This is a genomic window from Hymenobacter sp. M1-2 (assembly GCF_057808495.1).
In genome coordinates this window covers 87,305-100,882 of sequence record NZ_JBTYZO010000017.1, presented here as the reverse complement: position 1 = coordinate 100,882, position 13,578 = coordinate 87,305, and the positions used below count along the sequence as shown (strand labels likewise).

The following is a 13,578-nucleotide window of genomic DNA, read 5'->3' as shown; positions in this document are numbered from 1 at the left end:
CCACTGTAGCCAGTTATAGACCTATCACTCAGCGTATCTAGTCGAGTGCCGCAAAGGCTCCATCGTGCTTGCTTATAGCACCTCGCATTATGTCTCAGGTAGTCCACTGAAATCACGAAGTAGCAGATCTACAACTTGGGAAGCATTGCATGAGGGACTGTTGAAGCAGTGTAGCAATGAGACATAATAATATTTTTATGCACAGTGTAAAATAGCTCGAAAAAGGCAGCATCTTTACAGACCCGGCATTCTAATTCTTCTGCCCTAGTGAAGTTTTTTCGGAGTTCAGTTTACTACAAGTCTCCCGCACTCCCTCTTCTTTTCTGACGCTTTGCTTGCGCCTGTTGCCTTTTGGCAGCATCGGGGCCGTGTGTCTGTTTTCAACCCTTTCTCTTTTTTCACTTTTTCTCTTTTATGCCCCAACCTTTACTTTCTACTGGTACGTCCTTGTTCCCATTCCTGGGACTACGTACTAAACGGTGCAACTGGCGGCCCCTGGTGGCTGCTACTCTTGGGTTGCTCTCATTCACAACCGGCTCACACGCCCAAAACCGGCTCTTGCAGCTGCCCCTAGCGGCTGAGAGAGTAGTACTTCCCAGAACAACGCCTCCCGCGGTGGTAGTGCCCACTCGTACCGTAACAGCACATCGGCCGCTGGCAGCCATCAGCTCTACGGCGACGGGCGGCAACTGGAGCGCCCCAACCTCTTGGGTGGGTGGTGTAGTACCTACCGCTGCCGACGATGTGACAATTGCGGCAGGAGCAACCGTAACGCTGGACGTAGCGGGTAGCTGCGCTTCGCTTACCGTAGCCAGCACTGGCTCCTTGCTCACCTCCGCTACCACGGCGTACTCGCTACAGGTAGCCGGCAGCGTGACCAACAACGGCACGCTGGATTTGAGCGCCACTACCGCCATTGGGTCGGATTTACGCTTTATAGGCGCCGGTAGTGCCAACTTCACCGGCACCGGCACCACGGATCTGCAAACCGTGACGCTGGCCAAGTCGGTTCGGGCCGATGTGGTAGAGATGAACCTGCCGAGCCTCTCGGTAAAAGGCAGCACCACGGCTCCGGATGGCTTCCTGCTGACGCGCACCGCTGGCACCACCCCGGCCGACGACATGACCGGCACCCTCAAGATTTCAGGTACGGCTACCATCAGCAATAACGTGGTAGGCGGCACCACGAACGGCTACACTATTCCGGCCACGGGCGGACTGTGGCTGAACAACCCCAACTTTACCGTGCTTGGCCGCAATGGCTCACCAGTAGTGAACGGCTTGCTGAACATTTCGGCGGGTGCATTTAACGTGGGTACGGCAATTGGTAACTCGCTTACCTTCGGCACGGGCGCGGTGTACAACCAGCAGAGCGGTACGCTCAATGTAGCCGGCCGCTTCAGCAATGGCGGCAACGCCATGACCTTTACGCTGGCGAATGGCACCATCAACGTGGCCACCATAGGCAATGCGTCAACCAACTCCACCTTCGGGCTTTTCCAAGCCACCGCCACGACGGTGGTGAACGTGAATATTTCCGGCGGCACCATCAATTTGGTCAACCGCAACAGCAACGCCACGCCGGGCCTCGACTACAATGTGGGAGGCACGCCAGCCATCACGGGCGGTACGCTGCAAATCGGTACGGCGGCTACGGCCACCAACTTCAACTTCCGTATTAATGGCAACACGCCCAGCATTGTGCTCGACAACACGGGCACGGCCAAAACGGTGGCTCTGGGCGGCACGGTTTTCAACTACGGAACCCTGCTGGTGAATAGCGGCACCACCTTCGACGTGGGCGCTAATACTTACGTGCAAGCAGGCACCAGCATCACCAATAATGGTACGTTCACGGCTACCACGCCAACGGTTGGCACGGTAGCAGGCAGCCGCCTGTACTTCCTCGGTGGCGCCGCGGCCCAGACGCTGGGTGGTACGGGTACTTACTCTAGCCCTATTCGCCAAATCTCGTTTGACACCCCGGCCGGAGTGACTTTATCGGCGCCGGTGGTGGCAACGAGCGTAGCGCTATTTTCGGGCAATGTAACGGGCGCCGGCAGTCTAACGATAGGCGCAGGCAATGCCGTGTTCAACAGCATTCAGTACGGGGTAAATGGTAGCACGATGGCTACCGGCAACTTCGACGTAGCTCCGGTGTTTAATCTAGGCTCGGGCGCGCTGCAATTATTATACGCACCCGAAATTGCTCCTCGTACTACGGGGGTAGAGATTCCGGCTTCGCGCAGCGTAGACGTTATGACTATTTCCAACCCGCAGGGTGTAATACTCGCGGGCGGCAACCTAGCCATTGCGGGTGTAAGCAATGCTTCGCTGCAACTGGTGCAGGGAGTGCTCACTACCTCAGCCGCTAATACCGTAGTGCTCGGTCCCAACGCTGGCGCCATCCCAACCGGCTCGGCTGCTACTACTGGTACCACGCCACTAGCTGCTAGCTACGTGCGCGGCCCATTGGGCATCACGGTCAATAGTGCCACGGCCGTAAACCGTACTTTCGCCGTGGGCGACACGCAGTGGCGGCCCGTAGTGGTGACGGGCATCACTGCCGCCACCAATCAAACTTTCACAGCTACGGTGGTAAGTGGCGCCACGGGCGGCACGGGCGTTTCGCCGGTTACTAACCTGAATCCTACCCGCTATGTGCGCCTGGAAAACTCGGCTAACCTGCCGGCCACTGCTCGGGTGCAGCTGAGCTACGGCGCCGATGACGTAGTAGGCAACGCGGCTACGGCTGTAGTGGCTCAAGCTCCTACGGCTAGTGGCGCGTATGCTTCTATTGGAGGCGCTGCCGCCACGGCTCCGGCTACCGGTATTGTATCAGCATTAGATTTGACGCCGGGCAACGACTTCTTCGCGTTAGCCAATACGGAAGGCGGCACGCTTAGCAGCTCCATTGTGGCCGTGTGCGCGGGCAGCAACTCGGGCACTATCACGCTGGCGGGTAATGTAGGCACCATCACTGGCTATGAAGCCAATACGGGCAGTGGCTTTGTGGCCGTACCAGGCACCAATACCAGCGCCACGCTGGCCTTCAGCAACCTAACGGCTACCACCACGTTCCGGGCCGTTATTCAGACCGCCGACAACCGGACGGTCTACTCGGCTCCGGTGACTGTAACCGTTAACCCTGCGCCAACGGCTACCTTGACGGCTAGTACGGCTACTACTTTCTGCGGCACCGGCGCTCTGACGCTGGAGGCCGCTCCGGTTGCCGGCGCTACCTACCAGTACCAACTCAACGGCACTGATATTTCTGGTGCTACCAGTGCTACTTACACCGCCACCGTTACGACGGGTGGTTCTTACACGGTGATAGTGACCAACGCCAGCGGATGTACAGCCACTTCGACTCCGGTTGTGGTAACCGTTAATCCGGCTACTACGGCCACGTTTGCGTACAGCACTGCTACTTTCTGCCAGAGCGGTACCAACCCGGTAGCCACGGTTACTGGTACGGCTGGTGGCACGTTCTCTTCCACTACGGGCCTGAGCATCGACGCTACCACGGGTGCCATCAACCTAGCGGCCAGCACGCCCGGCACCTACACCGTAACGTACAGCGTGGCGGGCACCTGCCCTTCGTCGGCTACGGCTTCCGTAACTATCACCACTGCTCAGGTAGCTACTTTCTCCTATGCTAACGCTGCTTATTGCGTTTCGGGCACGAATCCGGCGCCGGTAGTACCCGCTACCAGCACGGCTGGCACGTTCTCCTCAACGACGGGCCTGACGATTAACGCCACAACGGGTGTTATCACGCTGGCTAGCAGCACGCCTGGCACTTACACGGTTACCAACACGGTGGCTGCTGCGGGTGGCTGCGCGGCAGCTACGGCTACCTTCTCCGTAACCATCAATGCTCGTCCGGCTACGCCGACCATCAGCGTGGTATATAACGGCGCCACCACCACGCTGACTTCCAGCGCGGCAACCGGCAATCAGTGGTTTCTCAACGGTGTGGCCGTGCCTGGTGCTACCAACCAAACCTACGTGGTGAACTCCGCGGCGCAGTTCGGCGGCTACACCGTGGCTACTACCAACGCCAACGGCTGCGCTTCTACTCCTTCGGCTCCGCTGACGGTGAACTCCAGCGTGAAGCCACTGGCTGGTTCCTCGCTCACGCTTTATCCCAACCCCACCACCGATGGCAACTTGGTAGTAAAGCTGGCGGGCTACACTAAAGCAGTGGAGCTGAGCGTATACAACACCGTTGGGCAGCAGGTGCAAACCCTGACAGTACCCGCCGGCCGTTTGACGCAGCCGCTGAACCTGACGCAACTGCCGAATGGCGTGTACCTGCTCCGGGCTCGCACCGAAGGCGGCCTCGATGTGCGCCGCATCGTGAAGCAATAACAATGCTTCCGAGCAACAAAAAGCCCCGCCAGGTTGCTGGCGGGGCTTTTTGTTGCTCGGAAGCTCCAAGATGTGGCTGTTGCTAGTCACTATCTAAGTAGTGAGTATTGAGTTGACTGTATTGCTTACGTCCCAAAATGCTTGGGTTTGAGGCGGCGACGGACGTAGCCGGGCAAGGATTTGCCTTGTTGATAGGCAGCTACTATTGCCTCTTCACGCGACGCGCTGAACCGCGCCAACTTGCTGATACCTATAGCGACGGGTAGGCCGCCAATCACGGCAATGCTTACCAGCGCACCCGCAGCATTACCACCGGAGTCGCCGCTGCTGAGGCCACGGGCAATAGCTCCAGTGGCTCCTGCGCCGATAGCCGAGAATACACCTCCTCCAGTACGACGCTGACGAAACAGGTTACGCACGGCCATAACGCTGTCGGGTGCCGTGGCGGACACTACAGCCGCGGCCGCGCTTTGAGTGGCGGCGGGTAGGGCATCAGAAGTCTGGGCTAGGACTTGCGCGGCAAATCCAAGGACCAGGGTAGTGAGCAGTAAATTTTTAGACATACAAATGAAGAAGATGACATTGAAAACGTACCGGGGCAGAATATGGCACTGCCGTAAATGTAAGTGGTTTTCAGCCTGACATGGCACCTAATGTGAGCACTACTATTAGCTTTGTCCTATGTCTCTGTTTCAGACCTACCTCGAACTGGGCTTCCGGCACATCTTTAACTTGCAGGCCTACGACCATATGGTGTTCCTGCTGGCCTTGTGCGCGCCCTACGTGCTGGCCGATTGGCGCCGCGTAGTGGCTCTGGTAACGAGCTTTACCATCGGCCACTCGCTCACGCTGGCGCTGGCTACGTTGGGCTTCGTGCAGTACAGCCCGAGCCTGATTGAGAAGCTCATTCCGGTTACCATTCTGCTGACTTGCGTTGGAAACCTACTTAGAGCGGGACGTGCTGAGCCGCGCCTGGCCCGCCGGAGTCAGGCCGAGCCTATTCTGCTGGCCCTGCCGAATCTGCTAGCCGCCGGGTTTGGGCTGATTCATGGCCTGGGTTTTTCCAATTATTTGCGGGAACTGCTCGGCCGCCAAAGCCGGCCGGTGCTGGAGCTGCTGGCCTTCAATCTGGGCGTGGAATTGGGCCAATTGCTCATCGTGCTCCTAATTCTGCTATTTGGGTTTCTGCTCCTGCGTGGCGTTGGTGTATCGCGCCGCGACTGGCTGCTGGTAATCAGTGGTGCGGCGGCTGGTATTGCGGTGGTGCTGTTGTTGGCGTAACTAGGTTGATGGGCTGCTGATATTCATTTCGCGCCTTGTGCAGCGAGAATGTGAGCGTGCAGGACATGCCTTAATCATGTAGGAGTTTTCCCCATTCCTCGGGGAACGAATTTGTCTGCTACAAACTTGGTGCAACACCGTTCCATCCTCTCTCGTCTTTGGAAAATTGGCGGAGTAAATTCTTTAAATTTACCCTCCTCGCTCTCCGGCTTCTCCGCACGTACCACCTATGCACAAAATACTTCTACCAGCTGCTGCTCTGACGCTCCTAACGGCCGCACCCACGCTGGCCCAGACCACCAATTCGGGCACCGACAAATTTGCTCAGCTCGAAACGCTGTTGCCCACGCCCAATTCCTACCGCACGGCCTCCGGCGCGCCCGGTACCGACTACTGGCAACAACGCGCCGACTACGTTATCCGCGTAAAGCTCGACGACGAAAAACAATCCATTACGGGCTCCGAGGACATCACTTATACCAACCTTTCGCCTGACGTGCTCACTTATCTGTGGGTGCAGCTCGACCAGAATGTGCTCGACAAAAACTCCATCACGACGGCCACTGAAACCGGCCAGATTCAGGAGAAAATGTCGTTTCAGGCGCTGGATTATTTACAGCGTAGCGAGTTTGACGGGGGTTTCAAAATTGGGGAGGTGAAGCTGAAAGGCGGCAAGACGCTGCCGCACGTCATCAACCACACCATGATGCGCGTGGATTTGCCGACGCCGCTACGGCCGCGGCAGGCCGTTACGTTCAGCATCACGTGGAGCTACAACATCAACGACCAACTCAAGATCAACCAGCGCAGCGGCTACGAGTATTTTCCGGAGGATAAAAACTACCTCTACGAAATCGCGCAGTTTTACCCGCGCATGGCTGTGTATTCCGACAACCAGGGCTGGCAGCACAAGCAGTTTCTCGGCAATGGCGAGTTTGCCCTCCCCTTCGGCGACTACCGCGTCAGCATCACGGCGCCCGCCGACCACGTAGTGGGTGCCACCGGGACGTTGCAAAACCCCAACGAAGTACTGAGCTCCACGCAACGCCAGCGCCTGGCACAAGCGGTGAAAGCGAAAAGCCCGGTTCTGATTGTAACGCCGCTGGAAGCGGAGCAGGCCGAGCTGAAGCGCGTCAAGAATACCAAAACCTGGACTTACTCCGCCAAAAACGTGCGTGACTTTGCCTGGGCTTCGTCGCGCAAGTTTATCTGGGATGCTATGGGCATCGAGCAGAACGGCACGCCGGTGTTGTGCATGAGCTACTATCCCAAAGAAGGCAACCCTTTGTGGGGTAAGTATTCCACGGAAGTAGTGGCGCACACCATCAAAACCTACTCCAAGTTCACGATTCCGTACCAGTACCCGGTGGCCATTTCCGTACACGGGCCGGTGGGCGGCATGGAATACCCGATGATTTGCTTCAATGGCGGCCGACCAGAGAAGGATGGCACGTATTCGGCGGAGCGGAAATACGGGATGATTTCGGTGATTGTCCATGAAGTGGGCCACAATTTCTTTCCCATGATCATCAACTCCGACGAACGGCAGTGGACCTGGATGGACGAAGGGCTGAACACTTTCGTGCAGTACCTCACGGAGCAGGAGTGGCAGCGGAATTATCCTTCGCGCCGCGGCGAGCCAGCAGCCATCGTGGATTATATGCGCACCGACAAAACGCTGCAAACCCCGATTATGACCAACTCGGAGTCGGTGCTGCAGTTCGGTAACAACGCTTACGCCAAGCCGGCTACTGGCCTCAATATTCTGCGCGAAACCATTCTGGGCCGCGAGCTTTTTGACTATGCCTTCAAGGAATACGCGCGCCGTTGGGCCTACAAGCACCCCACTCCCGCCGACTTCTTCCGCACGATGGAAGACGCCTCCGGTACCGACCTCGACTGGTTCTGGCGAGGCTGGTTCTACACCACCGACCGGACCGACCTAGCTATTGCGGGCGTGAAGTGGTATTCAGTGGATTCCAAGAACCCTGAAATTGAAAATGCCCGCAAGCGGGAGCTTATCAATAAGGCGCCCCAAACGTTGTCGCAGCAGCGCAACTTGCAGGACATCCCGAAGACCTTAGTGGATGAGAAACCCCAGTTGCTGGATTTCTACAACCAATACGACCCGCTGGCTACCACCGAGGCCGACAAGCAGCGCTACCAGAAGTTCGTGCAGAGCCTCACACCAGAGCAACAGAAGCGCCTGAACGCCGGCCTGAACTTCTATGAACTGAGCCTCAAAAACCTGGGTGGCCTCACGATGCCCGTCATCATCCAGATGACCTACGAGGACGGCAAGCAGGAAGTGATGAACATTCCGGCTGAAATCTGGCGCAAGAACAACGCCGAAGTCACCAAAATCCTCATCACCGAAAAGCCAGTAGTGAGCTTTGTGCTGGACCCCTACCTGCAAACCGCTGACACCGATCTGAGCAACAACGCTTGGCCGCAAAAAGCCACCCCGTCGCGCTTCGAGCTGTTTGAGCAGCAGCAGCGCAGCCAGCCCAACCCCATGCAGCAAAACGCCATGCAGAAGCAGGAGCAAAAGCCCGCCGGCAGCACCGGCGGAGCAAGCGGCGGCACCAATTAAGCGTCATCTTCTCGTCTTCAATAAAAAGAGCCAGATAGACTATCTGGCTCTTTTTATTGTACCTATGCCTCCCACCTTCTCCGAAACTCCGCATCTATGTCACCTGATATCATCCCCTTCCAAGTAACCGATTGGACTCAGATACCGGCTACGGAACACCCCGGCGAAACCGGTATGGCGTATTGGCGCAGTCTGCAGCTGGGCAGCCTCCGCGTGCGAATGGTTGAGTACTCGCCCGGCTATAAAGCAGATCATTGGTGCCAGAAAGGTCACTTGCTCTTCGTGACGGAAGGCGAATTGGTAACGGAACTGGCCGACGGCCAATTGTTTCGGATGACGGCGGGTATGTCGTATGAAGTTTCCGATGAGCTGAGTTCTCACCGCTCGTTCACGGCGCACGGGGCCAAGCTGATTATCGTGGATGGCGGCTTTTTGGCTACGTAAGCTTGGTCGGTTCGTGCAACTATATCCATAGTAAACTGCTCTTGTCCGAGGTATAAACAAGTCCTAAAGCTCTTTCAGTATGACGAAATATTTTCTCGCGGTGGCTTCAGCAGCCCTTATTCTTGGTATCCAAAGCTGTAAAAAGAGCGATGACACGCCGCCGTGTGTGGCGGGCACGCTGCTTGGCACTACCTGCGAAGGTGCCTACCTAATTCAGGTGGATACCACCGCTCAGCAAGCCATTGGAACAAGTGTCGATTTTCGCGGCGATGCAGGCACTGCTCTTTCGGGCCCACCTGCCCAGTTCCGGGTGTACAACAACGTCATCAGCACGTTTTCTCCCTTGCCGCCTATGCAGCGCGGAGCTAAGTTTTACTTCCAATACAAAGCTTTTAAGAATGAGCCGGGCTTCGTTATCCCAATAGCTTGCCCGCAAAACTCCATCTTGTATTATGCTCCGCAGTTCGAGTTGCTTGGTACCTCAGTCACGTCGTGTAGTTCGTTGCTGCCGGAATAGTTTTCCTTCGTAGCTTTTCGCCTCACTACTCTCTTCTACATGGGACTTCTCGACGGCCTTCTTGGCAATGCTTCTGAAAGCGACGCCCAAACTATTCAGCAAGATCTGACGCAGGTGCTCGCCAGCAATGAGCGAGTAGAAAAAGCCTACGCCGTCATCCGCGACTTGCTGGTATTCACCAACAAACGCCTCATTCTGGTCGATAAGCAAGGTGTAACGGGCAAGAAGCGTGAATACCTCAGCATTCCGTACCGCAGCGTAGAGCGATTCTCGATGGAAACCACCGGCCACTTCGACCTGGAATCGGAGTTGAAAATCTGGGTGCGCGGCCAAGCGGAGCCCATCAGCAAAACCTTCCGCAACGACCAAGCCATCCATGACGTCGCGCGCGCCTTAGCGGAGTTTGCGTTGTAGCGGCTCTCTTGCCCTCGTTGTCCTTGCGAGGAAGCACGACGACGCAATCCTTCCTTACGTAGCATCAAACCTGGTTAAAACAGCAAGCCCCTGACGTTAGCATACGTCAAGGGTTTGTCTGTTTAGAAAACTAGTCTCACTGAGAGGAAGGATTGCTTCGCTCCGCTCGCAATGACAAGGCTTTACTTCGCCACGGGTTCCTGGATAGCAGGTGGTGGCGGGTTGTATTGCGGCGTCTGGGCGTTGTGTTCGGCTTTCGCTTTGCCTTTGTCGTCCTTGAAATCGGAGCGTTTAAAGGGGCGGATGATGAGGCGCAGGGCCCGATCGGAGCTGACGTAGCTGAAGGCCCAGTCGACGAGCGTCACCACTTTGTTGCGGAAGCCAACCAGCGTCATCAAGTGCACGAACAGCCAGGTGAGCCAGCCCAGGAAACCACCGAAATGCTTGTCGCCGGGTAGGTCCACTACGGCGCGGTTGCGGCCCACGATGGCCATGGTGCCTTTGTTGGTGTACTTGAAATTGACCGGCGCATCGCCCCGCAGCAGGCGCTTGAAATTGTCGGCGAGCTGCTCGGCTTGCTGAATAGCTACGGGCGCTAGCATGGGGTAACCGCGCGGCATGTCCTCAGTCACCATGTTGGCTAAGTCGCCGATGGCGTAGACATTTTTGTGGCCTTCCACGCGGTTCCAGCTGTTCACGTTGATGCGCTTGTTGCGGGCTACCACCTCGGCGGGCAGGCCCGGCACTTCGGCCCCGTTCACGCCAGCTGCCCAGATCAGGTTCTCAGTCCGAATAAACTCAGTGTCCGATACGTAGGCTTTGCAGTCTTCAAACCGTTTCACAGCCGTGTTCAGCCGCACGTGAATGCCCATATCTTCTAGATATGCCTTGGACTTCTGTTGCGCGGTCTTCGACATGGGCCCTAACACTTCGGGCCCGGCCTCCACGAGGTAGATTTCCATTTCGCGCAGGTCCAGTTCGGGATAGTCTTTGGGCAGCACGTCCTTGCGCATCTCCGCCAGAGAGCCCGCAATTTCGACGCCCGTGGGGCCGCCGCCTACCACTACTATGTTCATCAGCGCCCGCCGTGCCTCGGGGTCTTCGGTGAGCAGCGCCTTCTCGAAATTCTGGAACAGAAAGCTACGCAGGTTCAGCGCATTCGGAATACTCTTGATCTGCATGGCGTTACGCTCAATGCTCTCAATACCAAAGAAATTGGTGAGCGAGCCAGTAGCTAACACCAAATGGTCGTAGCGAATCTCGCCGATGTTGGTGATGACCGTGTTGTTAGCGGTATCGACGCGCTGCACGTCGGCCATGCGGTAGAAAAAGTTTTGCTGCCCGGCGAAAATCTTGCGGATGGGGTAAGCAATACTATCGGCCTCCAACGCGCCAGTGGCAACTTGGTAGAGCAGGGGCTGGAAATTGTGGTAGTTGTTACGGTCAATTACTACCACTTGCACGGGAGCATCGCGCAGGTCTTTAGCCAGGCGGAGCCCAGCAAAGCCGCAACCCACTATCACGATGCGTGGCTGGGAAGTAACAGGTATGTTGGTATCCATTTCAAGTCAGAGAAGGTCAAACACTTGCTTTACCGTGAAATAGAGTCTGGGGTTGTCCAGAATTTGACTGGTATCAACCATATACAATTCTCAGGACCAGGCCTAGCGCAAACATCACAATACCCAGCCCCATCATCCAGAGACCTTGCTTCTGATTGGCCGGGGAGTAAGTGGGTACTCGGTCGCCGTTGGGTAGAGTAGTTGATGCCGTATGAAGATACCACCCTACCGCAACGCCTAGAAAGCCGCCAAGCACGGCCGTAAACCAGCCGGCCACCAGCCAGCCCGTAGGCAATACCTTGTAATTGGCTAGTTGCTCAGTTCGTACAAATCGGAGTGCCTGCACTTCGGCGGGGCGCAACGGGCGGCCCCGTGCCGCTAGCAGTTCTTGGGCCCACACGTAATCGTGCGCGCTCCACTCCTCGGGTTTTGCTACCAAGTCCAGGAGTTCCTCATCCGAAAACTGGTGCAAATAATGGTCTTCCGGTATTTGCTCAGCAGCTTCAACTGCCTCGGCTTCGAACAGGGCGCGAGCGTGGGGCACCAGAGTCTCCGGAATCAGTATCCGAACCTCCGGGAGGGTGGCTACTTGCTGGAGAGCATTGGAGTACAGGAGCCGGGTATCATCAATCTGCACAGCTATGCCGGCGGCCGATAAGGTGTCTATCGTGGATTGGGCACTTTCCGTATCGGTAAAGGTCTTGAAAAGTGTAAAGTCGCTCATGTTAATGGCGGGAGTTGCGGTTGAGGTTATGCCTCAAGCAAGCAAAACTTTACGCTCCAGCCTAATAATCGACGCCTTCTTTCTTTTTGAACTCGCCGTCTTTCACCTGCTTGATAAGTTGCAGCCAGCTAAATGGGTTGAGCAGCGGGTTGTTGGTGTAAGGCGAAGGGCCCATGCCCATCCGGCGCTGCTGGTCGAGCTGCTGGTTCTGGATGGTTTGGCGGTAATTGCCCATGCTCGTCACGGGCGCGTTGTTGAAAATGCGCCGCAAGATGTCCTGGTTCAGGTTTTCGGCGGCACTAGAGCCCCGTTCCGTAGGCAGGCGCAACGCCAGAAAAGCTTCTTTGAACGCCTTCTCGGTGGCGTAAGGAAAGATGCGGACTTCCGGTAGCACCGTGGCATCTTCGCGCAGTTGCACAATCACGGAGTAACTCTGACGCGGGTAGTCGGGCGGAATCACCACGTACTGGTTGCGGTAGCCCAGGCTCCGAATCACGATACTGTCGCCGGCCAGTACGGGCAGCGAGAAATAGCCGTAGGCATTAGTGGCGGTACCGCGGCCGGCTTTGGGCACAAACACCGTGGCGCCGGGCACGCCCAGCAGCGAATCGCCGGTGGCCACGATGCCGGTGAACTGCACTACGCGCTGCTGCCCCTGGGCCCGCGCCGCCGTGGGCGCCAGCCAGGTTGCGAGCAGCATCATCGCGAAAGCCGCCAGCCAAGAGGGAAATCGAACTACTACAGACATACAGGGCATTACAGACTACAAGTATACGGCACTTTTAGGGGTCGCTGCCGGGTTTGAAGTAAATTTGCAGCGGGCCACGCTAGCCCACTTCGCCCCTTCTCTTCCTAAAGATGCGTCTTAAACACTTCAGCGTTGCATTTGGCCAGCAACTCTTCAAAGCTTTCGGCGACGAAAGCCGCGTCCGGATTCTGCATCTGCTGTGGCGCAACCAAGAAATGTGCATCTCCGACCTGGAACAGGTGCTCGACTTCACCCAAACGAAGACTTCCCGCCAGCTGGCCTACCTCAAAAACGCGAGCTTGGTCAACTTTCGGCGCCTCGACAACTGGGTGTTCTACTTCATAAAGGAAGAAGCGCAGGACTTCGTTCAGCAGTTGCTAGGCTATATGGAGCGCGATGCCCAACTGGCGCACGATCAGAAAGTGTACAAAACCCTCTGGTCGAACCGGGAGTTGGCCGCGTATAAGCTCCAAAACCGCCGCTGGACCGGCCTTCCCGAGTCGCGCTGAGTAGGCGCGGCCTCGCCTCCGATTCCGTGGATGTCGCCGATCTTTTCGCTTTCTCCATCCAATTTTGCTGCCGTGAAATCCGCTACTACCGCCCGCTTGTTCGTTTGCACCGCCCAAAAAGACGAAGTGGGTAAAGAAGTAGCGAAGGCTCTGAAAATCGAATTGAAGAAGCAGGGCGTTAGAAACCTACTGACTGGCGGGGAGAAACAAAAAGTGCGGGTGCAAACCTGCAATTGCTTGGACCTCTGCAGGCACTGTAAAAAAGGCCCCGGTGCGGCGCTTATCGTGTACCCGGAAGGCATTGTGTACGGTGACGTAAAGCCCAAAGACGCCGCCGAAATCGTGCACGAACATCTGGACAAGGGCCGGGTTGTAGAGCGGCTGCGGCTGGAGTAGAAGGAGGAATTGGAAA

12 protein-coding genes are annotated in these 13,578 nt (G+C 56.7%); 8 read left to right on the top strand and 4 right to left on the bottom strand.

Annotation, left to right across the window (positions count from 1 at the left end; genetic code table 11):
- Nucleotides 1-621 precede the first annotated feature (621 nt).
- The gene (locus ACYSMN_RS17060; RefSeq protein ID WP_488925121.1) at nucleotides 622-4,374 is read left to right on the top strand and encodes a beta strand repeat-containing protein; all 3,753 of its coding nucleotides are present in this window, start codon (nucleotides 622-624) and stop codon (nucleotides 4,372-4,374) included.
- A 125-nt stretch (nucleotides 4,375-4,499) separates the two neighbouring features.
- Here ACYSMN_RS17060 and ACYSMN_RS17055 read toward each other — a convergent pair whose 3' ends face one another.
- Complete coding sequence (locus ACYSMN_RS17055) at nucleotides 4,500-4,937, bottom strand: hypothetical protein (RefSeq protein ID WP_488925120.1); 438 nt, start codon at nucleotides 4,935-4,937, stop codon at nucleotides 4,500-4,502.
- Nucleotides 4,938-5,055: 118 nt separating this feature from the next.
- Between ACYSMN_RS17055 and ACYSMN_RS17050 the strand changes: the two genes are divergently transcribed.
- The 5 genes from ACYSMN_RS17050 (at nucleotide 5,056) to ACYSMN_RS17030 (ending at nucleotide 9,623) form a co-directional block, all read left to right on the top strand.
- Entirely contained in the window at nucleotides 5,056-5,655 is a 600-nt protein-coding gene (locus ACYSMN_RS17050; RefSeq protein WP_488925119.1) for a HupE/UreJ family protein, read from the top strand.
- A gap of 229 nt (nucleotides 5,656-5,884) precedes the next feature.
- Nucleotides 5,885-8,248, top strand: coding sequence for a M1 family metallopeptidase (locus ACYSMN_RS17045; protein ID WP_488925118.1), 2,364 nt, complete (start codon nucleotides 5,885-5,887; stop codon nucleotides 8,246-8,248).
- 96 nt (nucleotides 8,249-8,344) lie between these two features.
- Nucleotides 8,345-8,692, top strand: coding sequence for a DHCW motif cupin fold protein (locus ACYSMN_RS17040; protein WP_488925117.1), 348 nt, complete (start codon nucleotides 8,345-8,347; stop codon nucleotides 8,690-8,692).
- Nucleotides 8,693-8,771: 79 nt separating this feature from the next.
- Entirely contained in the window at nucleotides 8,772-9,209 is a 438-nt protein-coding gene (locus tag ACYSMN_RS17035) for a hypothetical protein (RefSeq protein WP_488925116.1), read from the top strand.
- Nucleotides 9,210-9,248: 39 nt separating this feature from the next.
- Nucleotides 9,249-9,623, top strand: a complete 375-nt coding sequence (locus ACYSMN_RS17030) for a PH domain-containing protein (protein ID WP_488925115.1) — start codon at nucleotides 9,249-9,251, stop codon at nucleotides 9,621-9,623.
- 182 nt (nucleotides 9,624-9,805) lie between these two features.
- Here the strand turns inward: ACYSMN_RS17030 and ACYSMN_RS17025 are convergent, their stop codons facing one another.
- From ACYSMN_RS17025 to ACYSMN_RS17015, 3 genes are all read right to left on the bottom strand, one after another.
- Nucleotides 9,806-11,185, bottom strand: a complete 1,380-nt coding sequence (locus ACYSMN_RS17025; protein WP_488925114.1) for an NAD(P)/FAD-dependent oxidoreductase — start codon at nucleotides 11,183-11,185, stop codon at nucleotides 9,806-9,808.
- A gap of 73 nt (nucleotides 11,186-11,258) precedes the next feature.
- Complete coding sequence (locus ACYSMN_RS17020; protein WP_488925113.1) at nucleotides 11,259-11,909, bottom strand: hypothetical protein; 651 nt, start codon at nucleotides 11,907-11,909, stop codon at nucleotides 11,259-11,261.
- Between the two features lie 61 nt (nucleotides 11,910-11,970).
- Nucleotides 11,971-12,657: a carboxypeptidase-like regulatory domain-containing protein gene (locus ACYSMN_RS17015; protein WP_488925112.1), complete on the bottom strand. Its 687-nt coding sequence runs from the start codon at nucleotides 12,655-12,657 to the stop codon at nucleotides 11,971-11,973.
- A 110-nt stretch (nucleotides 12,658-12,767) separates the two neighbouring features.
- Here ACYSMN_RS17015 and ACYSMN_RS17010 point away from each other — a divergent pair, with 110 nt between their 5' ends.
- Nucleotides 12,768-13,166, top strand: a complete 399-nt coding sequence (locus tag ACYSMN_RS17010) for an ArsR/SmtB family transcription factor (protein WP_488925111.1) — start codon at nucleotides 12,768-12,770, stop codon at nucleotides 13,164-13,166.
- A gap of 72 nt (nucleotides 13,167-13,238) precedes the next feature.
- On the top strand, nucleotides 13,239-13,562 hold the full coding sequence (locus ACYSMN_RS17005) for a (2Fe-2S) ferredoxin domain-containing protein (RefSeq protein ID WP_488925110.1): 324 nt from the start codon (nucleotides 13,239-13,241) through the stop codon (nucleotides 13,560-13,562).
- Nucleotides 13,563-13,578 lie beyond the last annotated feature (16 nt).